The 22,389-nt window shown below is 59.1% G+C and carries 20 protein-coding genes and 1 tRNA gene; 14 read left to right on the top strand and 7 right to left on the bottom strand.

What is annotated here, in order from left to right:
- Positions 1-7 precede the first annotated feature (7 nt).
- The 5 genes from I3J13_RS22375 (at position 8) to I3J13_RS22360 (ending at position 5,155) form a co-directional block, all read left to right on the top strand.
- Complete coding sequence (locus I3J13_RS22375; RefSeq protein WP_196380274.1) at positions 8-919, top strand: homocysteine S-methyltransferase family protein; 912 nt, start codon at positions 8-10, stop codon at positions 917-919.
- 130 nt (positions 920-1,049) lie between these two features.
- The gene (locus I3J13_RS22370; RefSeq protein WP_196380273.1) at positions 1,050-1,622 is read left to right on the top strand and encodes an NADPH-dependent FMN reductase; all 573 of its coding nucleotides are present in this window, start codon (positions 1,050-1,052) and stop codon (positions 1,620-1,622) included.
- 1 nt (position 1,623) lies between these two features.
- Positions 1,624-2,826 carry an MFS transporter gene (locus tag I3J13_RS22365; RefSeq protein WP_196380272.1) on the top strand — a complete coding sequence of 401 codons (1,203 nt, stop codon included), beginning with the start codon at positions 1,624-1,626 and terminating at the stop codon, positions 2,824-2,826.
- A 68-nt stretch (positions 2,827-2,894) separates the two neighbouring features.
- Positions 2,895-3,197 (top strand): hypothetical protein, encoded by a 303-nt coding sequence (locus I3J13_RS25685; protein ID WP_206696289.1) that lies wholly within the window; start codon positions 2,895-2,897, stop codon positions 3,195-3,197.
- Between the two features lie 8 nt (positions 3,198-3,205).
- Complete coding sequence (locus tag I3J13_RS22360) at positions 3,206-5,155, top strand: methyl-accepting chemotaxis protein (RefSeq protein WP_196380271.1); 1,950 nt, start codon at positions 3,206-3,208, stop codon at positions 5,153-5,155.
- A gap of 244 nt (positions 5,156-5,399) precedes the next feature.
- Here I3J13_RS22360 and I3J13_RS22355 read toward each other — a convergent pair whose 3' ends face one another.
- The gene (locus I3J13_RS22355) at positions 5,400-5,540 is read right to left on the bottom strand and encodes a hypothetical protein (protein WP_020808870.1); all 141 of its coding nucleotides are present in this window, start codon (positions 5,538-5,540) and stop codon (positions 5,400-5,402) included.
- A 147-nt stretch (positions 5,541-5,687) separates the two neighbouring features.
- Positions 5,688-6,581, bottom strand: coding sequence for a LysR family transcriptional regulator (locus tag I3J13_RS22350; RefSeq protein WP_020808871.1), 894 nt, complete (start codon positions 6,579-6,581; stop codon positions 5,688-5,690).
- Positions 6,582-6,719: 138 nt separating this feature from the next.
- On the opposite strand from I3J13_RS22350, the gene I3J13_RS22345 reads away from it, so the two are divergent.
- The gene (locus I3J13_RS22345) at positions 6,720-7,667 is read left to right on the top strand and encodes an alpha/beta hydrolase (RefSeq protein ID WP_206696284.1); all 948 of its coding nucleotides are present in this window, start codon (positions 6,720-6,722) and stop codon (positions 7,665-7,667) included.
- A 64-nt stretch (positions 7,668-7,731) separates the two neighbouring features.
- Entirely contained in the window at positions 7,732-8,679 is a 948-nt protein-coding gene (locus I3J13_RS22340) for an alpha/beta hydrolase (protein WP_196380270.1), read from the top strand.
- A gap of 118 nt (positions 8,680-8,797) precedes the next feature.
- Here the strand turns inward: I3J13_RS22340 and uppZ are convergent, their stop codons facing one another.
- Entirely contained in the window at positions 8,798-9,781 is a 984-nt protein-coding gene (uppZ, locus tag I3J13_RS22335) for a polysaccharide biosynthesis acyltransferase UppZ (protein ID WP_196380269.1), read from the bottom strand.
- Positions 9,782-10,004: 223 nt separating this feature from the next.
- On the bottom strand, positions 10,005-11,555 hold the full coding sequence (locus I3J13_RS22330) for a glycoside hydrolase family 16 protein (RefSeq protein WP_196380268.1): 1,551 nt from the start codon (positions 11,553-11,555) through the stop codon (positions 10,005-10,007).
- A gap of 563 nt (positions 11,556-12,118) precedes the next feature.
- On the opposite strand from I3J13_RS22330, the gene uppW reads away from it, so the two are divergent.
- A complete protein-coding gene (uppW, locus tag I3J13_RS22325) occupies positions 12,119-13,441 on the top strand; it encodes a Wzy-type polysaccharide biosynthesis protein UppW (RefSeq protein ID WP_196380267.1) in 1,323 nt (440 codons plus the stop codon).
- 263 nt (positions 13,442-13,704) lie between these two features.
- Here the strand turns inward: uppW and I3J13_RS22320 are convergent.
- Positions 13,705-13,781: transfer RNA gene (locus I3J13_RS22320), tRNA-Arg, on the bottom strand.
- Between the two features lie 520 nt (positions 13,782-14,301).
- Between I3J13_RS22320 and I3J13_RS22315 the strand changes: the two genes are divergently transcribed.
- A complete protein-coding gene (locus tag I3J13_RS22315; protein ID WP_196380266.1) occupies positions 14,302-14,808 on the top strand; it encodes a MarR family transcriptional regulator in 507 nt (168 codons plus the stop codon).
- A 255-nt stretch (positions 14,809-15,063) separates the two neighbouring features.
- The gene (locus I3J13_RS22310) at positions 15,064-15,327 is read left to right on the top strand and encodes a hypothetical protein (RefSeq protein WP_020808914.1); all 264 of its coding nucleotides are present in this window, start codon (positions 15,064-15,066) and stop codon (positions 15,325-15,327) included.
- Between the two features lie 55 nt (positions 15,328-15,382).
- On the opposite strand, the gene I3J13_RS22305 is transcribed toward I3J13_RS22310, so the two are convergent.
- Both I3J13_RS22305 and I3J13_RS22300 read right to left on the bottom strand, forming a co-directional pair.
- Positions 15,383-15,865, bottom strand: a complete 483-nt coding sequence (locus I3J13_RS22305; RefSeq protein WP_196380265.1) for a hypothetical protein — start codon at positions 15,863-15,865, stop codon at positions 15,383-15,385.
- Positions 15,866-15,936: 71 nt separating this feature from the next.
- The gene (locus I3J13_RS22300) at positions 15,937-16,941 is read right to left on the bottom strand and encodes a LysR family transcriptional regulator (RefSeq protein WP_020808912.1); all 1,005 of its coding nucleotides are present in this window, start codon (positions 16,939-16,941) and stop codon (positions 15,937-15,939) included.
- 255 nt (positions 16,942-17,196) lie between these two features.
- Here I3J13_RS22300 and chvE point away from each other — a divergent pair, with 255 nt between their 5' ends.
- The 4 genes from chvE (at position 17,197) to araD1 (ending at position 22,198) form a co-directional block, all read left to right on the top strand.
- Complete coding sequence (chvE, locus tag I3J13_RS22295; protein ID WP_003520542.1) at positions 17,197-18,261, top strand: sugar ABC transporter substrate-binding protein ChvE; 1,065 nt, start codon at positions 17,197-17,199, stop codon at positions 18,259-18,261.
- Positions 18,262-18,351: 90 nt separating this feature from the next.
- Positions 18,352-19,890: a sugar ABC transporter ATP-binding protein GguA gene (gene gguA / locus I3J13_RS22290; protein WP_003520541.1), complete on the top strand. Its 1,539-nt coding sequence runs from the start codon at positions 18,352-18,354 to the stop codon at positions 19,888-19,890.
- Positions 19,887-21,083 (top strand): sugar ABC transporter permease GguB, encoded by a 1,197-nt coding sequence (gene gguB, locus I3J13_RS22285; RefSeq protein WP_059754318.1) that lies wholly within the window; start codon positions 19,887-19,889, stop codon positions 21,081-21,083. Before gguA ends, gguB begins: the two co-directional genes overlap by 4 nt.
- Before the next feature lie 119 nt (positions 21,084-21,202).
- Positions 21,203-22,198: a 2-keto-3-deoxy-L-arabinonate dehydratase AraD1 gene (araD1, locus tag I3J13_RS22280; RefSeq protein ID WP_196380264.1), complete on the top strand. Its 996-nt coding sequence runs from the start codon at positions 21,203-21,205 to the stop codon at positions 22,196-22,198.
- Positions 22,199-22,389: the final 191 nt, after the last annotated feature.

The raw sequence follows: 22,389 nt of genomic DNA, 5'->3' as shown, positions 1-22,389 counted from the left end.
TATGACCATGAGCACAATCCGTATCCTCGACGGCGGCATGAGCCGCGAATTGCAGCGGCTCGGGGCCGAGCTGAAACAGCCGGAATGGTCGGCGCTGGCGCTTATCGATGCGCCCGATATCGTGCGGCAGGTGCATGCGGAATTCATCGAAGCCGGCGCCGATGTCGTCACCACCAATTCTTATGCGCTGGTGCCCTTCCACATCGGCGAAGAGCGTTTCCAGAAGGATGGCGCATCGCTGATCGCCCTTTCGGGCAGGCTGGCGCGCGAGGCGGCGGATGCTTCCGGCCGCAAGGTGCTGGTGGCGGGTTCGCTGCCGCCGATTTTCGGTTCCTATGAGCCGCAGAATTTCGATGCCACGCGGGTGCAGGCCTATCTGAAGGTGCTGGTCGACAATCTCGCGCCCCATGTCGATGTCTGGCTCGGCGAGACGCTCAGCTTGATCGCCGAGGGCGAGGCGGTGCGCGAGGCCGTTGCCGCGACCGGCAAACCGTTCTGGATTTCCTTCACGCTCAACGACGATGCGGCTGCGGCCGGCGGCGAGCCCGCGCTTCGCTCCGGTGAAACGGTCAGGGCGGCCGCCGAATGGGCGGCGCAATCGGGTGCCGCCGCGCTTCTGTTCAATTGCAGCAAGCCGGAAGTCATGAAGGCCGCCGTCGAGACGGCCGCCGCCGTCTTCGCGGAAAAGGCTGTGTCGCTGGAAATCGGCGTCTACGCCAATGCCTTCGAAGGAGAGCAGGGCGATTCCGCCGCCAATGAAGGGCTGCATGGCACGCGCGCGGATCTGACCGGCGATGTCTATTCCCGTTTTGCCTGCTCCTGGGCGGATGCGGGCGCGACCATGATCGGCGGCTGCTGCGGCATTGGTGCGGCGCATATCCACAAGGTTGCGACAGCGCTGCGGCGCGCCGCGGCCTGAAGCACCCCACGCCACTGCGAGAGACGATGCGGCAGGTTTTGAACCTGCCGCTTTTTTTCTGCACGGCTATTGACCTCAACTATAGTTGAGGAATTATCAGGACATGGAACACACTGTTGAAGGACGTTCCATGAGCGACAATACACTTTCCATCCGCATCATCTTCGGCAGCGCCCGCAATCCGCGCTTCTGCGATGTTATTGGCAAATGGCTGCTGGAGCGGCTGGAGACCCGGCCGGGACTGGAGCTTGCGGTCATCGACCCGCGCGAACTCGATCTGCCGCAGGATCACGCGCCCGAGCGGGCCGCGGTGCGGGAGCTTCGGCAAAGCCTCGATGGCGCCGATGCCTTCATCGTCGTCACACCGGAATATAACCGCAGTTACCCCGGCGCGCTGAAGGTGCTGATCGATTCCGCCTATGACGAATGGGGCGCCAAACCGGTGGCCTTCGTATCCTATGGCGGGATTTCCGGCGGCCTGCGCGCCGCCGAACAGCTTCGTCCCGTCTTTGCGGAACTGCATGCGGTGACGATCCGCGATGTCGTCAGCTTCGCCAATCCCTGGGATCGTGTCGATGCTGCGGGCCAGTTCGACGCCGGTGTGCCGGCGGCGGGCGCGCTGGAGACGATGATGAACAAGCTCGGCTGGTGGGCGCGTGCGCTGAAACAGGCGCGGTCCGCAACGCCTTACAAGGGGGCGTGAGATGGCCGAAAAATCCTTCGCCTTGAAAGTGACGCTGCTGTTCGTCGCCACGCTTACCATCATGGCCGGAACCACGGTCGCACCTTCGCTGCCGGCCATTGAGCAGACTTTCCTGTCGACGCCGCATGTGGATATCATGAGCCGCATGGTGCTGACATTGCCCTCGGTTTTCGTGGCTTTCTGCGCGCCCATTGCCGGGGTGCTGGCGGATCGCTTCGGCCGCAAGCGGCTGCTGCTCGGCGCGATCCTGCTCTACAGCCTTTCCGGCATGTCCGGCCTTTTTGCCGATAGCCTTGTCGGCCTGCTCGTCGGGCGCGCTTTTCTGGGGCTGGCGATCGGCGCCATCATGACGATCGGCACGGCGCTGGTGGGCGATTATTTCGAAGGCCCGGCGCGGGAGCGTTATCTCGGCCTGCAACAGGCCTTTACCCAGATCGGCGGCGTGGTTTTTGTGGTGGCGGGCGGTTTGCTGGCGGATCTGCACTGGCGCGCGCCCTTCGCGGTCTATGCCGTCGCCTTGTTCATTCTGCCGGCGGCCCTGTTCTTCCTGACGGAACCGGTGAGGAGCGACAGCCGTATAAAAGCCGGCGGCGACCAGGACTTTGCGGTCAACTGGCTGCTGGTGGGTGTGCTGGCGCTGGCGGTATTTCTCGTCAACGCCCTGTTTTACACCATCCCCTCGCAATTGCCGTTCTTCCTGCGGGAGCTCGGAGTGTTTTCCGGCAGCATTGCGGGATACGCCATCGGCATTTTCAATCTGGCCGGGGCGCTGGCGGCGCTCAATTTCGGGCGATTGCGGGCAAGGGCCAGCGTGACCGCCATCATTGCCGCCGGGCTGGTGTCGATGGCGACGGGTTTTGCGCTGCTCGCCATGGCCGAGGGGCTGGTCGCCATGCTGTCATCGCTTGCGGTGGTGGGGTTTGGCCTTGGCGTGGTTATGCCGGGCATCATGTCCACCACCATCATGCTGGCGCCGCTCAGACTGCGCGGGCGTATCGCCGGCATCGTCACCGCTTCGATGTTTCTCGGGCATTTCATCTCGCCGCTGGCAAGCCAGCCATGGATTGCCCGCTTCGGTTTTGCCGCCGCCTATCGCGACATCGCCATGATATTTGCCGCCATGGCCGGACTTGCCGTCATGGCCGCCATTTTGCAGCGATGGGCGGCCACGCGAAGGGCGCGGCCCTTTGCGCCGGGTGGTTGACGACCGGTCTGCGGGGGCAAAAAACACCCGTGCTTTGCCCACCGTGGCGTGAAGGAATTGTAAAGTTTTTGACTATAATCATTTTACTGGAAAATGACCGGGAGCGACGGCTGAAAATTCGCTCGCTTCCGCTTTTTTCAGGGAATTCGGCCTGGCGTTTCCGCCTGCTGGCGGGCCGCCGCGCCAACCGTGGTGAGCGGCCTCCCGTATTGGAAGGGACAGGCGGTTTTCTGCGGCGCATGCATGATGCAGATGCGGCCAGAGCCTATGATGCGGCTAGCGAAGTCTCGATGATCGGGGCGTTCGACGTGCAATGTCAGTCTTGCCGAACACCTCCGGCACGGGGAAGGAGCGGTTTTTTTATGACGTGAGGCTTTCCGTGTCTTTTCTTCAAAACGCCAGTATCCGCACCAAAATCCTGTCGCTCATTCTTCCGCTCTGCATCGTCGGCCTTGGCGCCACGGCCTATATGGCCACCCATTACAAGCAAGCGGACACGGCCTACTCGTTTTTTATCGCCAATGACAACGCCGCTCTGGTGGAGCTTTCCCGGGCAAACCGTAACCTGCAGGCCATGGCCTATGGCGCCTATCAGGTCATGGCTTATGACGCCGACATTCCTGACTTCAAGGTCGTCAAACATGAATATGAGACGGACAGGACAGCGTTGATATCGCGCCTGAAAGGGGTCAAAACCATTTTCCCGGAGGAAGCGCCGGCGCTGGACAAGCTGTTGAGCCAGGCTCAGGGCATTATCGCCTTGACCGACAAGGCCGTGGAATTCGGTTCGGCCAACCGGAATGCGGAATCCGCCGCCGAACTCCTGAAGGCCGACATCGTGATCCGCTCGACCGGAAACGAAATCGCCGCCCTCCTGGAAAAACTCGCCAAGGGCGTCGTCGAGGGAAGCGACGAACTGACGGACCAGACCAATTCGACCATCTTCACCTCGCTGGTGGTTGTCGGCATCGCTTTTGCGGTCGGCATCATTCTGGCGCTGTTCGTGGCGTCCCGCGGCATTACAACCCCTATCGCCCGCCTGCGCGAGCGGATGGTGTCGCTTGCCGGCGGCGAGACGGCAACGGAAATCGACGGCATGGCGCGCCGGGATGAAGTGGGCCAGATGGCGAAGGCCGTGCAGGTCTTCCGCGAAAACGCCATCGAGCGCATTCGTCTCGAACAGGAAACCGAAGCCAATCGCAGCCTCTCGGAGAAAGACCGGATCGAGCGCGAACAGCAGAAGGCAAGGGAAGCGGCCGACGTCAAGTTCGCCGTCGACAATCTCGCAGCCGGTCTCTCCAAGCTTTCGGAAGGCGATGTTTCCTATCGCATCGGCCAGCCGTTCACCGCCACGCTCGACGCCGTTCGTAACGATTTCAACATGTCTGCCGAAAAGCTGCAGGCGGCCCTGACCAAGGTGGCCCAGAACGCCAGCGGCATCGGCGCGGGTGCGGATGAGATCAAATCTGCCGCCGACGATCTGGCCAAGCGCACCGAGCAGCAGGCTGCGGCTGTCGAAGAAACCGCCGCCGCTCTGGAAGAAATCACCACGACGGTCAGGGATTCCACCAAGCGTGCGCAGGAGGCGGGCCTGATCGTCAGCCGCGCCAAGGCGGGCGCCGAACAATCCGGCGATGTGGTGCGCCGCGCCGTGGTCGCCATGGAGCAGATTGCGAAATCCGCCAATGAGATCAGCAATATCATCGGCGTCATCGACGAGATCGCCTTCCAGACCAACCTTCTGGCGCTGAATGCCGGCGTGGAAGCCGCGCGTGCGGGTGAGGCCGGCAAGGGTTTTGCCGTCGTCGCACAGGAAGTGCGTGAGCTTGCCCAGCGCTCCGCCCATGCCGCCAAGGAGATCAAGGCGCTGATCAACACCTCGAACGATCAGGTGCAGCAGGGCGTTCAGCTGGTGGGCGACACCGGCAAGGCGCTGGCGACCATCGTTTCGGAAGTGCAGGAAATCAACCGGCACGTCGTCTCCATCGTGGAGGCCGCGCAGGAACAGTCTTCCGGCCTGCAGCAGATCAATACGGCGGTCAACCAGATGGATCAGGACACGCAGAAAAATGCGGCCATGGTGGAAGAAACCAATGCCGCAAGCCACAGCCTCGCTAAGGAAGTGGCGTCGCTCAACCAGCTGCTTTCCCAGTTCCGGCTTGCTGACGGTGCCTATCAGCCAAAGAGCCAGCCTGCACCGGTCCGCAGCGCCGGTGGCAGCGACAAATATGTCGCCTCTCCGGTCCGCGCGCTGGGACGCAAGATCGCCTCGGCGTTTTCGGGCAACGCTGCTGTGGATACGGCAAAGGGCGACTGGCAGGAGTTCTGAGCGGCGATCCGCTTCCAGCATGCGTTTCGGCGGGGAGGCATCCCCGCCGGCGTTCAACGACGATGTGGCGCAATCGAAAGCCGTTCTGGCAAAATCGATGTCCACCGTGCGAAACGCAACATCTTCGCGACGGCTGGATCATCCGCATCGGCAACTATCGCCATGGGGTTCCCCGACACCGGTTCACGCGCGAAAACATCCATCCGATGAGATCTGAAATTTCCGCTGCCCGACCGGCGGGCGCTTACGGGCCGCTGGGGCCCTTTTCCTTCTTCGCCTGATCGTGATGCCACTTGATGGCGAAGAACATGCCCGTGCCCAACACGATAATCTTGAACGGAAAGAAGACCAAGGGGAACAAATCTACCCAATCCCAATCCATCATTTGAGTATTTCCAGTCTGTTACTTGATACAATCTATCGAGGATAGGGCTACCTCAAACCGGCTGCTTCAACAACGCCAATTCATGCACTCGGGCAGGGGCCTTTTGACGCAGCCCCAGCCGGATCGTTTCATCCGGCACTCTCAATCTTACCCGCGAAACCGCAGGGTCTCGACGAACAGGCTGAAGGCGGCGGATGGGTGCCGCCGGTGGGGATAATAGAGGTGATAGCCCGGCAGGTCGGGCGTGAACTTGCCGAGCACCCGCATCAGTCGGCCTGCATCCAGATGCGGCTGAACCTGATCGAGCGGCAGATAGGCGAGGCCGTGCCCGTCGAGTGTCGCGTCGAGAATAAGGTCGATGGTGTTGAGGACCAGAGGCCCGTCGATGCGAACGCGCGTCTCCCGGCCGCCGGGTGTGAGACGCCAGCCGTTCAGCGTGCCGGATGTCGGCAGCCGCAGATTGATCGCACGATGATCGACGAGTTGCGACGGCGACGTTGGCGCCGGATGCTTCTGAAAGTAATCGGGTGAACCGGCAATCGCCATCGGCGTGTCCGGTCCGATGCGCACAGCGATCATGTCCTTCGCAATGTCGCCGCCGAGCCTGACACCCGCGTCGAAGCGGTCGGCAACGACATCGGCCAGACCGTAGTCGATGGTGATTTCCACCTTGATGTCGGGATTGTCCGGCAACAGCCGCTTCATTGCCGGAACGATGATTGTCTTGGCTGCGTGCTCCACGGTCGTGATGCGGATCGTGCCCGACGGTCGATCCCGCAGATCGCCGAGCGATGCGACGGCCACATCGAGATCGTGCAGCATGGGACCGAGCGTCGCGATCAGCCGCTCGCCCGCTTCGGTCGGCGCGACGCTCCGTGTCGTGCGCGACAAAAGCCGCACACCCAGCCGTTCCTCGATCCGCCGCACGATCTGGCTGAGGGCGGACTGCGCCATGCCGAGACGCGCCGCCGCCTTGGTGAAGCTGCGCTCCTCGGCGACGACGACGAACGCCGCCAGATCGGCAATCTCATCCCGCCTCATTCATCACTCCAGTGATAGGCCCAATATGAATTCCCTGTCTAATCGACACAATCTTTCTGACGTAGATTACCTCCATCGGCAAGTGGATACCCGGAAAGAATTTCAAACCGCCGCTGGCTCAACAGAAGGAGACTGGAAATGGGCAAGATCAGCTTCAACAATTCCAACAACCCGACCATCGTGATGTCGGCCGTGATCAATTTCCCCGAAGGTTTCGATGAAACGAAAACCTGGCCGGCTGTCGTCGTTTCGCATCCCGGCGGCGGCGTGAAGGAGCAGACCGCTGGCACCTACGCCAGCAAGCTCGCCGAACAGGGCTTCGTCACCATCGCCTTCGACCGTTCCTATCAGGGCGAGAGCGGCGGCGAACCGCGCCAGCTCGAAAATCCCTATGTCAGCACCGAGGATATCAGCGCCGTCATCGATTATCTGACCACGCTGCCTTACGTCGCGAAGGATCGGATCGGCGCGATGGGTATCTGCGCCGGTGCGGGCTACACCGCCAATGCCGCCATTCAGGATCGCCGCATCAAGGCGGTCGGCATGGTGAGCGCGGTCAATATCGGTTCGATGTTCCGCAATGGCTGGGAAAACACCGTCAGGTCTATCGACGCGCTGCCCTATGTCGAGGCGGGATCGAACGCCCGCACGACAGACGCCGCAGGCAAGGGTTACGCCACCATGCCGCTCGCGCCGCTGACCGAAAAGGACGCGCCGAACGAAGAGCTACGGCAGGCCTGGGAATATTACCACACGCCGCGTGCCGAGTGCGCGACCGCGCCGGGCTTCGCAACGCTGCGCAGCCTCAATCAGATCATCACCTACGATGCCTATCACATGGCCGACGTCTATCTGACCCAACCGATCCAGATCGTCGCCGGCAGCGTGGCGGGCAGCAAGTGGATGAGCGACGATCTCTTCAACCGTGCTGCGAGCACGGACAAGGCGTTTCACATCGTCGAAGGGGCCAATCACATGGATCTCTATGACGGGCAGAAATTCGTCGATGAGGCGGTTTCGGTTCTGGCGCCGTTCTTCAAGGCGAAGCTCTCCGCCACCGCCACGGCTGCGCAGGCTGCCGAGTGACGAAACTGACGTGCATCAGGACGCCGCTTAGGCCCGATGCCGCCCTCACCGAGAGGAAACGATCATGGAATCCGTGAAAATCCAGAACCGCGATATGGCCTGGCACATCGCCGCCAACATCCAGTTCCCGCCGAATTTCGATGCAGCCAGGAGCTGGCCGACGATCGTCGCCGTTCATCCATTCGGAAGCTGCAAGGAGCAGACTTCAGGCAATGTCTACGGCAAGGCGCTCGCCGAACAGGGCTTTGTCGTCATTGCCTATGACGCGAGCTTCCAGGGCGAATCCGGCGGGGAGCCGCGCTGGATCGAGGATCCGACGCAGCGGGTCGAGGACATCAGCCACATTATCGACTATGCGGTTACACTGCCCTATGTCGACGCCGACCGGATCGGCGTGATCGGCATCTGCGGCGGCGGTGGCTATGTGCTGAACGCCACGCTGACCGAAAAGCGCATCAAGGCCGTCGTCGCGATCACCCCGGTCAATATCGGCCGGCTGTTCCGCGAGGGCTTCAGCAACTACGATCCGCTCGGAGCGCTTGAAGCGATGGCAGCGCAGCGAACCAAGGAAGCGCGCGGCGGCGAATTGCAGGTCAACGAACTTCTCCCCGCCAGCCCCGATGCGGCGCGGGCCGCTGGCCTTACTGAACGCGACGTGTTCGAGGCGACCGACTATTACAAGACGCCGCGCGGCCAGCAGCCCGGCGGCTGGACGCGCATGCTGTTCAGCCATGCCCAGAACACGCTCGGTTGGGACGCCTTCGCCTTTGCCGAGATGCTGATGACCCAACCGATGATGGTGGTGATCGGCCAGAAGGTCGGCGCCTTCGGCGCCTATCGTGACGGGATGGAAATCTACGGCCGCGCCACAGCCTCAAAGGACCGGCAGATCGTATCGCTGGAGAACTGGTCTCACTACGATCTTTACGACAAGCCCGAGCCCGTCGACCTCGCACTGCAAAAGCTGGTGCCGTTCTTCAAGACGCATCTGAACGGGGCGGCAGGGCAATGACCAAAACTCTCATTCTGGGGGCGAGCGGCCAGATCGCTCGCCACGTCATTCAGGATATTGCGGGCGATGATGGTATCGGCATGACACTGTTCATACGCGATGCCGGCCAATCCTCGCGTCAGCGCACCGGTACGGCTTGGTCTTGCCGGCGCGGCCCGCTGCCATACCTGCGTCTGAAAAGCTTGATCAGCGGCCGTTCGAACAGGAAATGCGCAAAGACCGACACCGTCAGCGCAACGATGATAATGACGACTCCTGCGAGAAGTCCGGGCGCCAGTATCTTATGGACGATTGAAATCACCAGGCCATGCAGAAGATAAAGGGCGTAGGATGAATCCCCGACAATCTCGATGGGTTTAAACAGGCGTTTTGGCCACAATCCGGCGTTCTCAAGCCACACGCATCCGGCCACAAGGAAAAAGGCAGGCACGCCCCACGTCATCAGGCGCAGCATTCCGGATTGCTCGCTTATCAGGGCTGCGGCAACGAAACCCGTCAATGATACGACAAGCGCAGCGATACCCGCTTGCATTCCCTGGAACATGAAGCGCGACAGCAGGAGGCCGCCAAGAAATTCCAGCAAAAGCGGTGATGTCCAGGTCTGCATGAAGGGGGATTGCCAGTTGAAAACCTGTCCTGCCAAAGCCATGGCGGACAGGATGCCGACCGTCACAGCCAGCGGCGCGCGCAAAGCAAGTCCAAGCGCAAAGACAATATAGAAAAACATTTCCAGATTGAGGGTCCACCCCACGACCAACAGGGGAACCACCTCGCCGTTGTCGCCTGCATATGGAATAAAAAACAGCGATTTCCATAAATGTTCGAGCGTGAAGGTGAAGGTTGAGAAAACACCCGCCATCGCACCGACACACATTACCAGGGTCACGGCCCAGTATAGGGGCACAATACGGACCAGCCTATGATATAAAAACGCTCCCGGCCCCGCCGTCGCCGCGAACGATCCCATGATGAGGCCGGAGATGACAAAAAAGACATCCACACCGGCCGCTCCAATCGTAAACGGTTCGCCGATTATATGAAACAGCAAGACCGAAAACGCCGCGAGCGCCCTCAGAGACTGGATGGAATAAACCTTTTGCATTGCCACTCCTGAAGTACTCAACCGTTCACGTCCTTCGCCTCAAATGCAGACAGAGGCAACGCGGTGCATCATGTCGAAAAAGTCACCGGATTATCGTAGTTTCGATGCTCACAAGAATTTATGATGTATACGTTCAAAAAATACCTAAAATCTGAAGAACACGTGATTAGAGTTGTTCTTCCTGGATACAGCCATCGCACGTGTCATTGAATAGACGTACCGGTCATGGACGTTTATATGCCGCGACATAGTCGATTTTGACAGTGTTGGGATAATCTGCGGGATCTGGTGTCCCCGGCCAAGCGCCTCCCACCGACTGGTTCAATATAAAGTAGAACGGAACATTGAATGGCTCTGCCCCGGTGTAAAGTCCTGAACTGTTGGGCAGGGGAAACGTGACCTTTTTGACAAAGGTGTCATCGACGAAGAACGAGATGCCTGTCGTATCCCATTCAGCCGCGTATACCGTCCAACGGTCGACGCTGGGAACAACATTTGCCGAACCGGAGTCCTGTGTATGCCCACCAGTCGATGTACCCCAGTGCAAAGTACTGTGCACTGTTTTGTCTTCAGTGGCATTGGTCGTGGAGTTGAGTTGCCCCACATATTCAAGAATGTCGATTTCGCCTCCGCAGGGCCAGTACATGCCACAGGTTCCCCAGTTCTTTTGCAATTGCGGCATCATCCAGAACGCTGGCCAAGATCCCCTTGCGACTGGCATTCTGATCCGTGCCTCCAGACGGCCAAAAGCCTGCGAAAAGCGATCCTTCGAAATGACAAGTCCGCTGAGCCACGATTTGGTGATCCCCAGGCAGCTCACGGACTGCTGCTTTGCGGTCAACTGTAGCGATCCGTTTTGGATCGCTACTTGCGAAGCGCTATAGCACTCCGTTCCCCAGGTCTCGCCAAAACCCTCCGTGCTAGATCCGTATGTTGGGCCCGTGGTGATTGCCACCCACTTTGCGGGATCAAGTGTACCATTCGAGAATTCATCAGAAAAAGTCAGAGCCCAACCATCGCGAACGGGAACAGGTACGTTGTCTGGCTGCGTTGGGGGGGAGGCGGCGATGCCTGGATTCAGCATGACATCGTCGACCAGCACCGAGACCGCACCGCCGTCCTGTCTTTCGGCTGTAATACCGATCAATGTTGTATTCGGCATGGGAACGTCAATAACGACGCGCGTCCAGGCCGTTGAAGAAACGGCAATCGGGCCGGTGTTGGTATCCCATAGTGTTTCGTCAGTTACCTGATCGACGAGTTTTGTGTGAACAAGAGCGCTTCCCGTCTCCGCTCGGACATAATAAGCAACTCGGGTTAATGGCTGAGGGCATTCGCCGGGGCTTATATCTCGCTTGGCGGTGCCATATGGAGAACCGCTCAGTTTGAGTGACCAGTTATCTGTTCGTCCGGGGGAGGTTCTGGCCACCGCATTGCCGCTCCACCAAACCACAAACCCGCCCGTGTCTTGCGTGAAAGACTGGTTTGCGCAGGCATCATTCGCAACGACGACATCATCAACATAAACTGTTGTGTTGGTTGCCGGCGAAACCGGCTCGGCGGTAATGCCAATGAGTGTCTCATTGGTGATCATGGCGGGAATCGAAATCCTTGTCCAAGTCGTCCCCACAATGGTCGGTCCGGCGTTGACCGAATCGTACAGGACGGCGTCGGTCACCTGATCAACGAGCTTTGTGTAAATACGAGCGCTACCCGTTTGGGTGCGCACCCAATAATTCACATAAGCGATGCCGAGCGGGCATTCGGTGGGCAATATGTATCTGCTTGCCGTGCCAGGACCGCCCTGTAAGCGCAAAGATTGTGAATCCGTGTGGCCGATGGACGTGTCCACGACCGGAGCTGACCCGCTCCACCATGGTCCCCAGCCTCCGAGCCCGGCCGAAAATGACTGGTTCTCTCCGCAGTCTATACTTACAGCCTGAGCTGGAGAGCCCACAGCGTACAAAACCATGGCAAGCAGCCAGGCTAATAATGAGCCCTTCACGATACCCCCGAATAAAAACATCCCCTAGTTGAAATCCAATAAGCCCGAACTGATATCTTCCAGTCAAGTGATGAGTTGGGAGTTCGTCGCAAAGGCGCCACTTTTTATTTAGAGGCCTAAAAGGGCTAACTCGACTCCTGATCTGCACACTGTTTGATTGCAAGAAAGCGCCTGCTTCTCCGCTTACGCTCCTTTCTTTCATGAAGGCATTGCTATTCATCCGTGCATTCGGAATAACTAAAAAATAGGATTTTGGCGGGATATTCATGTTACCGGAATGAAGCATCGGGTACGATGTGGCACGCATGAAAAAAGACAGAGAAGCCCCCCTTATGGCTGCAGCGCACGAAGAACAGGCGCGTGGATATTGGCGGAATACACTGTTCTATGTGACGTTCCTTTATTTCACGGTCGGCTTCTCGCCCTATGTTTCGCTTTCCTCGACCTATCAGGGCTCCGCCATGGCGGCTGGGTCCAACCTGCTGAACCAGCTCACCGCGATCATTCTGCTTTTCAGTTTCATGGTATTCATGGCGAGGGAACGTTCGCTTTCCCTCGCCTTCACGCCGCGCCTGCTGATGGCGGCGATTTTCGGCTGGTTTGTCTTCACCTCGCTGGTGGGCGAGGCGCCGGCGTTTTCGCTGCGGCGGCTTGCCATGTGCGCCATCATCTGTGTGCTTGCCGGCGGCTTTCTGCAATTGCCACGCACGGAGCGGCATTTCACCACGCTGCTTGCCGGGTGCGTGATGATTATCCTGTTTCTGTGTTACTTCGGCGTCATCGTCCTGCCATCACGATCTATCCATCAGGCAAGCGACGCGCTGGAGCCGCTTCTGGCGGGTAACTGGCGCGGAGTCTTCCAGCACAAGAACGAGGCCGCCTCGGTCATGGCGGTGCTGATTATCGTGGCGATTTATCTCTGCCGGCGCTGGTCCTTCGTCGGCGGCCTGCTGGTGCTGTTGTTATCGCTGTTCTTTCTGATCAAGTCAGGCGGCAAGACGGTGCTCGGCCTGATGCCGATCGTCGTCGCGGCGGGCTGGTTCATCGTGCACTGGCCCCAGTGGCGTTATGTTGTCTTGGCCCTGCTTCTGTTGGTCTTCACCGTCGTGACCGTCGGCACCACGGTCGACCCGGTGTTTTCGCAGATGCTGACGAGGATGGGTGTCGATGCCAGCTTTACGGGCAGAACCGATATCTGGGTCGTCGCCATCGAGTACATCCGCAAAAGTCCGATCCTCGGATACGGCTATCAGGCCTTTTGGCGCAGCGACGCCCTGATGTCGAGCTTCACCGAAAACAATACCTGGGCGACGACCGCGCCGGCTTCCCATAGTGGCTATTTCGACCTGCTGCTTGCAGGCGGAATTCCGGGGCTTGGGCTAGTGCTGATGTGGATTTGCCTGCTGCCGCTTCACTATCTCGGCAAAATGGATGACACCACGCGCAACAGCCCGCTGACGCGGCTTTATGTCGGCGTCTGGCTTTATGTCCTGCTCTACGGCTTTCTAGAAACGCTATTCTTGCTCAGCTCGGGCTTCGTCTGGTTTTTTCTCCTCGTGGCGGTGATGGGCCTGCATCTGCAGGCAAACGCCAGCCTTGCCGAAGACGAGGTGGAGGCGAACCCTGTCCTGACCGGCGGCGATGTGGTCACGTAATTAAAAGCTCGATCCACAAAAAAGCGAAGAATGTTCTCAATGTCGCCTGGATCCCGGTGCGGTTTCGAGCAGATGCGACCCATCGGCTGTGTCGAGCGCGTGCAGTAAATGTACGATCAACGATGTTGCCTGAAGCCATATGGCGATGTCTGAAATTGCTTATACCATGGCCTCAGAAGCGTTGGCTTCCGGGCGTATCGAAGAGCAAGCTGCTCAAGGCTTCATGCTTGGTTACTCGAAAATCAATAGATAGTTGATTTTAATGGCGCACCCGACAGGATTCGAACCTGTGACCTTTGGAATCGGAATCCAACACTCTATCCAGCTGAGCTACGGGTGCAGCGGTCACGCTTGAATCGCGTGCAGCGGTTGGTTCATACCCCAGCTTTGTTTTCGCATCAATGTCTAAAAATCAGAGATTTGCGAAACGTTGCCTGTTTTTGGGCGGAGCCCGGCGTGGGGCCTGTTTTGGGGTGGTCGCGGGCCTTTCAACGGCGGCAGGGCGATGCGTCGTTTGACGTATTGTCTTTTTGCCGCAATAGGGTTTCCCTTATAAGTAGTATGTTATTGCCGGGTCGGGCCGCTGTTTTGTCGCTTTCACGAAGGGGCGGTCGGATGAGGGCAACGCCTTTCAAATACGGCGCGGGACGCGATTTTATCCCCTCAAAATTGGCGGGTAAATAGTCATACTTTTTTCGTTCGCCGGGTGGCGATCCGGAGTCCGGGTTTGCTTTGCCGGCGATTAACTGTCAAATTATTATACAATATTAGTATCATCTACATTTATTTGGGATACAGTTTCGTGACGTTGTCGGTTATGATTTCGACAAGGTAAAGGAACGAATCAGGCGGGGGATCGGATGGCTTTGCGATTGGCACACAGCAACGGGCCGCGGACGGAAAAGGCCGAAAGCGGCAGCGCGGAAGCGGCGCATATCACGGCTATCGACTATGGGTTGCTGACGACTGCGATCAGCTATCATTTGCGGCACTCGCAACTTGCCGTGGCAAACGGTTTTGCCGATGTGCTGGCGGAGCAGGGATTGCGGCCGGCCGATTTTTCCGTTCTCGTCATCGTCGGCGGCAATCAGGGCCTCAAGCAGAGCGATGTGGCGGAAGCGCTCGGCATACAGCGCGCCAATTTCGTCGCCATCGTCGACAGCATGGAAGAGAAGGGACTGCTCGTCCGCCGCAAATCGGAAGAGGACAGGCGCGTCCATTTCCTCGACATGACGGAGGAGGGCAGCAGCCTTCTCGACCGGCTTTCCAACACCTGGCGGGATCGTGAGGAAAAGCTGATCGACAGGATCGGCGGCAAGAAGGCCCGCGATCAGCTTCTGGCGCTGCTCGGACGCCTGCGCGACTGACCTTCGACGAGAGCGGCAATCCAGATGCGGGTCGCCGCAGGGTGCGGCCTATCCGCAGATGTTCCGTCTTCCCATTGCCTGCGGCATCGGCGACGGTCTTCCTGCGCTGGTCTTTCACGCCAGCCTGATCGGCAGCGGGGCTGAATTGCGTTGCAATTTTCCTGTGAAACCGCCAAGACGCATAAGCATCTTCACGCCTTTGGGTGTGGAACCGCAATCATGCGATCGACTGGAAAGGCCCGGGACGGGAACGCCATGCTGAATATCGATACGAGTCATCCGCTTTATCGTCCCCTGTGGGTCCGGTTGCTCATCGTCGGCTTTTGCGCCGCATGGGCCGTCATCGAATTCGTCAATCGCGAGTTTTTCTGGGGAACCATCGTTGCCGGCATCGGCGCTTATGCGGCCTATGAATTGCTGCTGAAGTTCAAACCCGCAAGCGATGCTCCCAAAAGCGGAAACGGCGCGGATGAGCCTGCCGCCGAAAGCGCGCCCACCGACAAGAACGATGCGGGCTGAAGCGCCTCCTGTCTTTCGTTTCATGTATTTTGCGAGATAAGGCTGTCCGGCACTTTTACCGGAAATGCTCCCGCGCCCGCAGCATCCGGATCGCCTGGTCGATCAGGAGATTGGCCGCTGTCATGCGCAGCGTCGCATTGTGCCGGAACTGCGGTTTCACCCGGTCGGGATGATTGAGGCGGGCAAAGGCGCGGCGCTTTTCCGCAAGCGTTGCGGCCGTGTCGGCGTCGTGGATCGCCAGTTCCGCCGAAACATCGGCAAGCGACGTCTTTTCGAGATGGGCCGGCATCGGTTCCGGTTCGGGCTCCGGCTCCGGTTCCGGCGGTGGCGCGGGGTCGGCCAGGAAGGCGAGATAGGCATCGAGATTGCCGTTCGCGGGCGGCGGCGTTTCAATATGTGTATCGATAACAAAGCCCGAGCTGAAACCGGCAATGCGGTGGCCGGCGGGCGGTGGCGGCGCCGTACCTTCCTCTTCCGTTTCTTTTTCGTGTTTCAGCCTGTCGACGACCGACTGGAAGACGGATTGTCCGAAGAGCATGCGGCTTTTCCCTCGCCGGTCTGACTATCCGGCCTTTATGGATCATGAAGGTGGTGTCTGGCTTACCGCCGTCACGGGCCGGTCAGCTTGCGGCTTTCATCCAGAACCAGATCGTAAAGCAGGCGGGCGCTGGGCGGCAAAACACGGCCCTTGGTGGTGATGATGCTGTATGGCTTTACGACGAGTTCGAAATCCGTCGGCAATATCCGGGTTCGGCCGATATCGGCCTGCTGGCCGGCAACGAATTCGGCCATGTCCTGCGCGATTGGGGCGATGGCGTCCGTATTGCAGACAAGCGCAAGGGTGAGCACCACGGATGGCGTATTGATGACGTTGCGCGGCATGGCGACGCCATGGGTGAGGAACACATCCTCCATGGTTCTGCGCAAAAGCGCGCCGGGCGGCTGGAAGACCCAGTCGTAACCGGAGAGATCTTGCAGGGTCACGGGCTCGCCGCGAAGCAGGGGGTGGCCTTCGCGCACCACCAGACAGGCGCGCTCTATGCCGATTTCATGGATGGAAAAGAGGCCGGGATCGAAATCGTCCGGTATCCGGCCGATGATGAAATCGTGCCGGGCCGCCAGCAGTTCGCGGGCCAGCACGTTGCTGCTTTCCACCTGCACGTTGATTTCGATGCCGGGATAGGTGTCCATGGCGCGCCTTATGGCGGGAACCACGAGGCTGATGGCAGGCGCGGTGACGGCGCCGATATAGACCGAGCCGCCGCTGCCGGATTTCATCTGGTTCAGCTCGCGGCTCGCCTCGCGCAGTTCCAGCAATATGGTGCGCGCGCGCCGCGCCAGCGCCTCGCCGAATTTCGTCAGCACCACGCCGCGCGAGGCTCGCTGACAAAGGGGTGATTTGACGATCGCCTCCATTTCCGAGAGCATGCGCGAGGCTGCTGGCTGCGTCATGTTCATGGCGGCGGCGGCCGCGCTGACCTGCCCGTGCTCCTCGATCATGACCAGCATGCGCAGGTGGCTCATCTTCAATCCGGCCCGCAGCAAAGGGTTGTCCTCAAAGACGAAAAGGGCATCCGTTGTTTGCGCCTGCTCATACACTTTTTGGTTGTTCATCCGTGGTTTTATACCCCTCATCGGTTTTTGTATCGATTTAATATATCATAATTGATATATGGAAACTGATTTATTCTATTTGACAGTTATATGGATTCAGAACAATTTGCGGAATGCCGGGGAGGAGCGGCAGCTGTTCCATTTCGCAATTGCGAAATCGGAATGAGCGCAATGCGGCTTCTTCCTCTGACGGCATGAATTTCATGGTGCACCGCAGCATGCGGGCTCCAGAGAAGGGCTCAAGGGAGAGAGTTAATGAAGTCCATTATTTCGCTGATGGCAGCTTGTGCCATCGGTGCTGCTTCTTTCGCAGTGCCGGCTTTCGCACAGGACAAGGGTTCCGTTGGTATCGCCATGCCGACCAAGTCGTCCGCACGCTGGATCGACGACGGCAACAACATCGTGAAGCAGCTGCAGGAAGCCGGTTACACGACCGACCTGCAATATGCCGATGACGATATTCCGAACCAGCTTTCCCAGATCGAAAACATGGTCACCAAGGGCGTCAAGGTCCTCGTGATCGCATCGATCGACGGCACGACGCTGTCGGACGTCCTGAAGCAGGCCGGCGAGCAGGGCATCAAGGTCATCGCTTATGACCGCCTGATCCGCAACAGCGGCGACGTCAGCTACTACGCCACCTTCGACAACTTCCAGGTTGGCGTTCTGCAGGCGACTTCGATCGTCGACAAGCTCGGCCTGAAGGACGGCAAGGGCCCGTTCAACATCGAGCTCTTCGGCGGCTCCCCGGACGACAACAACGCCTTCTTCTTCTATGACGGCGCGATGTCGGTTCTCCAGCCTTACATCGACAGCGGCAAGCTCGTGGTGAAGTCCGGCCAGACCGGCATGGACAAGGTCGGTACGCTGCGTTGGGACCCGGCAACGGCCCAAGCCCGCATGGACAACCTGCTGTCGGCTTATTACACCGACGCCAAGGTTGACGCCGTTCTGTCGCCTTACGACGGTCTCTCCATCGGCATCATCTCCTCGCTGAAGGGCGTTGGTTATGGCACGAAGGACCAGCCGCTGCCGGTCGTTTCCGGTCAGGACGCTGAAGTTCCTTCCGTCAAGTCGATCATTGCCGGCGAACAGTACTCCACCATCTTCAAGGACACCCGCGAACTCGCCAAGGTGACCGTGAACATGGTCAACGCCGTTCTGCAGGGCAAGGAGCCGGAAGTGAACGACACCAAGACCTATGAAAATGGCGTCAAGGTCGTTCCCTCCTACCTGCTGAAGCCGGTTGCAGTGACCAAGGAGAACTACAAGCAGGTTCTCGTCGATGGCGGTTACTACAAGGAAGACCAGCTGAAATAAGCTCGACACACATGCGGGGATGGCTTGGCGTCATCCCCGTTTTTCCATAAAAATAAAAACGCCGGAATTAATCGGGCGCTGGATTGCGATATGGCCAATACCATTCTCGAAATGCGGAACATCACCAAGACGTTTCCGGGCGTGAAAGCGCTTGAGAACGTCAACCTCAAGGTTAAAGAGGGTGAGATCCACGCACTCGTCGGTGAGAACGGCGCGGGGAAGTCGACCTTGATGAAGGTCCTTTCCGGTGTTTACCCCGCCGGCACCTATGAGGGCGAAATCCACTATGAAGGCGCAGTGCGGAATTTTCGCGCCATCAACGACAGTGAAGATATTGGTATCATCATCATTCACCAGGAGTTGGCGCTCGTGCCGCTCCTGTCGATTGCGGAAAACATCTTCCTCGGCAACGAGGTCGCTTCGAGCGGCGTCATCAGCTGGCAGCAGACCTTCAACCGTACCCGCGAACTTTTAAAGAAGGTGGGCCTGAAGGAATCGCCGGAGACGCTGATCACCGATATCGGTGTGGGCAAGCAGCAGCTGGTCGAAATCGCCAAGGCGCTGTCGAAGAGCGTGAAGCTGCTCATCCTCGATGAGCCGACGGCTTCGCTTAACGAAAGCGATTCCGAGGCGCTGCTGAACCTGCTGATGGAATTCCGCAAGCAGGGCATGACCTCGATCATCATCACCCACAAGCTGAACGAAGTGCGCAAGGTGGCCGACCAGATCACCGTTTTGCGCGACGGCATGACGGTGAAGACGCTCGACTGTCATCAGGAAGAAATCAGCGAGGATGTCATCATCCGCAACATGGTGGGGCGCGATCTCGAGGATCGTTATCCGCCGCGCGACGTGCCGATCGGCGAGACCATTCTCGAAGTGAAGAACTGGAACGCCTATCACCAGCAGCACCGCGACCGCCAGGTTCTGCACGATATCAACGTTACCGTGCGCAAGGGCGAAGTCGTCGGCATTGCCGGTCTGATGGGTGCCGGGCGCACCGAATTCGCCATGAGCGTGTTCGGCAAGTCCTATGGCCACAAGATCAGCGGCGAAGTGCTGATCGACGGCAAGCCGGTCGATGTCAGCACCGTGCGCAAGGCCATCGATGCCGGTCTGGCCTATGTCACGGAAGACCGCAAGCATCTCGGTCTCGTGCTTAACGACAACATTCTGCACAATACCACGCTTGCCAATCTGGCCGGCGTGTCGAGTGCCAGCATCATCGACGACATCAAGGAAATGAAGGTGGCGAGCGATTTTCGCACGCGCCTGCGCATCCGCTCGTCGGGGATTTTTCAGGAAACGGTCAATCTTTCGGGCGGCAACCAGCAGAAGGTCGTGCTCTCCAAGTGGCTGTTCTCCAATCCCGACGTGCTGATCCTCGATGAACCGACCCGCGGTATCGATGTCGGCGCGAAATACGAAATCTACACCATCATCAACCAGCTCGCTGCCGACGGCAAAGGCGTTCTGATGATCTCATCGGAAATGCCAGAACTGCTCGGCAATTGCGACCGCATCTACGTCATGAACGAAGGCCGCATCGTCGCTGAATTGCCGAAGGGAGAGGCGAGCCAGGAAAGCATCATGCGCGCTATCATGCGCTCAGGGGAGAAGAACTCATGAGTTCGGCAAACACAACAAACGAAGAAAGTAACGTCATCTCGGTCGGGTCGTATATTCGCTCCAATATCCGCGAATACGGCATGCTGATCGCGCTCGTCGCCATCATGGTTTTCTTCCAGTTCTACACCGGCGGCATCCTGTTCCGCCCTGTGAACCTGACCAACCTCATCCTGCAGAACTCGTTCATCGTCATCATGGCGCTGGGCATGCTGCTCGTCATCGTGGCCGGGCATATCGACCTTTCGGTCGGCTCCATCGTCGCCTTTGTCGGCGCGATAGCGGCCATATTGACCGTGCAATGGGGCATGAACCCGTTCCTTGCGGCGCTGATTTGTCTCGTCATCGGCGGCATCATCGGTGCTGCACAGGGTTACTGGATCGCCTATCACCGCATTCCGTCGTTCATCGTGACGCTGGCGGGCATGCTGGTGTTCCGCGGCCTGACGCTGTTCGTGCTCGGCGGCAAGAACATCGGTCCGTTCCCGACCGATTTCCAGATCATCAGCACCGGCTTCCTGCCCGATATCGGCGGCATTGAAGGTCTCAACACCACCTCGATGATCCTGACGGTACTGATTACGGTCGTGCTGTTCTATCTCGCATGGCGCCGTCGCGTCGTGAACGTGAAGCACGGTATCGATGTCGAGCCTTTCGGTTTCTTCATCGCCCAGAACCTTTTGATTTCGGCCGCGATCCTGTTCCTCGGCTACCAGCTTTCCACCTATCGCGGCCTGCCCAACGTGCTGATCGTGATGCTTGTTCTCGTTGCGCTCTATAGCTTCGTGACCCGCCGCACCACCATCGGCCGTCGCATCTATGCGATGGGCGGCAATGAAAAGGCGACCAAGCTTTCCGGCATCAATACCGAGCGCCTGAGCTTCCTCACCTTCGTCAACATGGGCGTGCTGGCCGGTCTTGCCGGCATGATCATCGCGACACGCCTCAACTCGGCGACGCCGAAGGCGGGTGTGGGCTTCGAGCTTGACGTTATCGCGGCCTGCTTCATCGGCGGCGCTTCGGCATCCGGCGGCGTGGGCAAGATCACCGGCGCGGTCATCGGCGCCTTCATCATGGGTGTCATGAACAACGGCATGTCGATCGTCGGCCTCGGCATCGACTTCCAGCAGATGGTCAAGGGCCTCGTGCTGCTCGCCGCCGTGTTCTTCGACGTCTACAACAAGAACAAGGGCTGATTGCCCAACCCACATAGCAAGTCAAAAAAGTGGCCGGTTTCCGGCCACTTTCATAAGGTGCAGGCGTTATGCGCCGCTTAGAAGAGACAAGGCGCGTTGCGCCGGAGGAAGGAAATCCCGTGCTTATTTCACAGATCAAGGATGCCAGTGGCAAGATCATCGTAGCCGTTCGCGAAGAAGGCGGGCAGGCGCAGGCCGTCAAGGGTGCGGCGTCGGTTTATGCGCTCGCCATGGAAGCCGCCAATGGCGGCAAGAGCCTTGCCGATGTCATTTCCGCCCATGGTCTCGGCGATGCCGTCGATCTCGAAAAGGCCTATGCCGAAGGCCGTTTCCTGCCGCCGATCACCCATCCCGATCCGGCGCATCTGCATCTGACCGGCACGGGCCTTACCCATCTGGGTTCGGCCGCGACCCGCGACAGCATGCACAAGAAGACCACGGAAGCCGCCGAGGAAAGCCTGACGGACTCCATGAAGATGTTCCGCATGGGTCTCGAAAACGGCAAGCCCAAGGCCGGCGAAAAGGGCGTTCAGCCCGAATGGTTCTACAAGGGCAACGGCCATGTGGCGGCAGCACCGGGTGCGGCTCTCACCTCTCCCTCCTTCGCGCTCGATGGCGGCGAAGAGCCGGAAATGGCCGGCATCTATGTGATCTCCGACAAGGGCGAAGCGGTGCGCATCGGCTTTGCCGTCTCGAACGAGTTTTCCGATCACGTCACCGAGCGGATCAACTATCTCTATCTCGCCCATTCCAAGCTGCGCCCGGCAAGCTTCGGTCCGGAAATCCGCGTCGGCGCTCCGCCGTCCGATATTCGCGGCACCTCGCGCATCCGTCGCGGCGACAAGGTCATCTTCGAAAAGCCCTTCGTTTCGGGTGAGGACAACATGTCCCACACCTTCGCGAACCTCGAATATCACCACTTCAAATACGGCCTGTTCCGCGCGCCCGGCGACGTGCATGTGCACATGTTCGGCACCGCGACGCTTTCCTTCGCAGAAGGCATCAAGCCGGAAGCGGGCGACGTCTTCGAGATCGAAGCCGCCGGTTTCGGCCTGCCGCTGAAGAACCCGCTGGCCGTGGATGCGGAAGAAGAGATCACCGTTCGGCAGATCTGATCTGCGGACCGGACATGCTAATGGTCGAGGGGGCAATTTTGCTCCCTCTATCCGTCATACCGGCCTTGTGTGGACTTATTGTGGTTTACTTGATGCATAGGCCGGGATGCGCATCCCGGCCTATGCAGGCAGGTGGCCGTATTTCCGGACTGGTTTACGCAGCCGAGATCAAGCAAGGCCCTGCCTGCTCC

The organism is Agrobacterium leguminum (assembly GCF_015704895.1).
Taxonomy (GTDB): Bacteria; Pseudomonadota; Alphaproteobacteria; order Rhizobiales; family Rhizobiaceae; genus Agrobacterium; species Agrobacterium leguminum.
The sequence above is the reverse complement of the archived record's forward strand: the minus strand, read 5'-3'. Positions and strand labels throughout refer to the sequence as shown.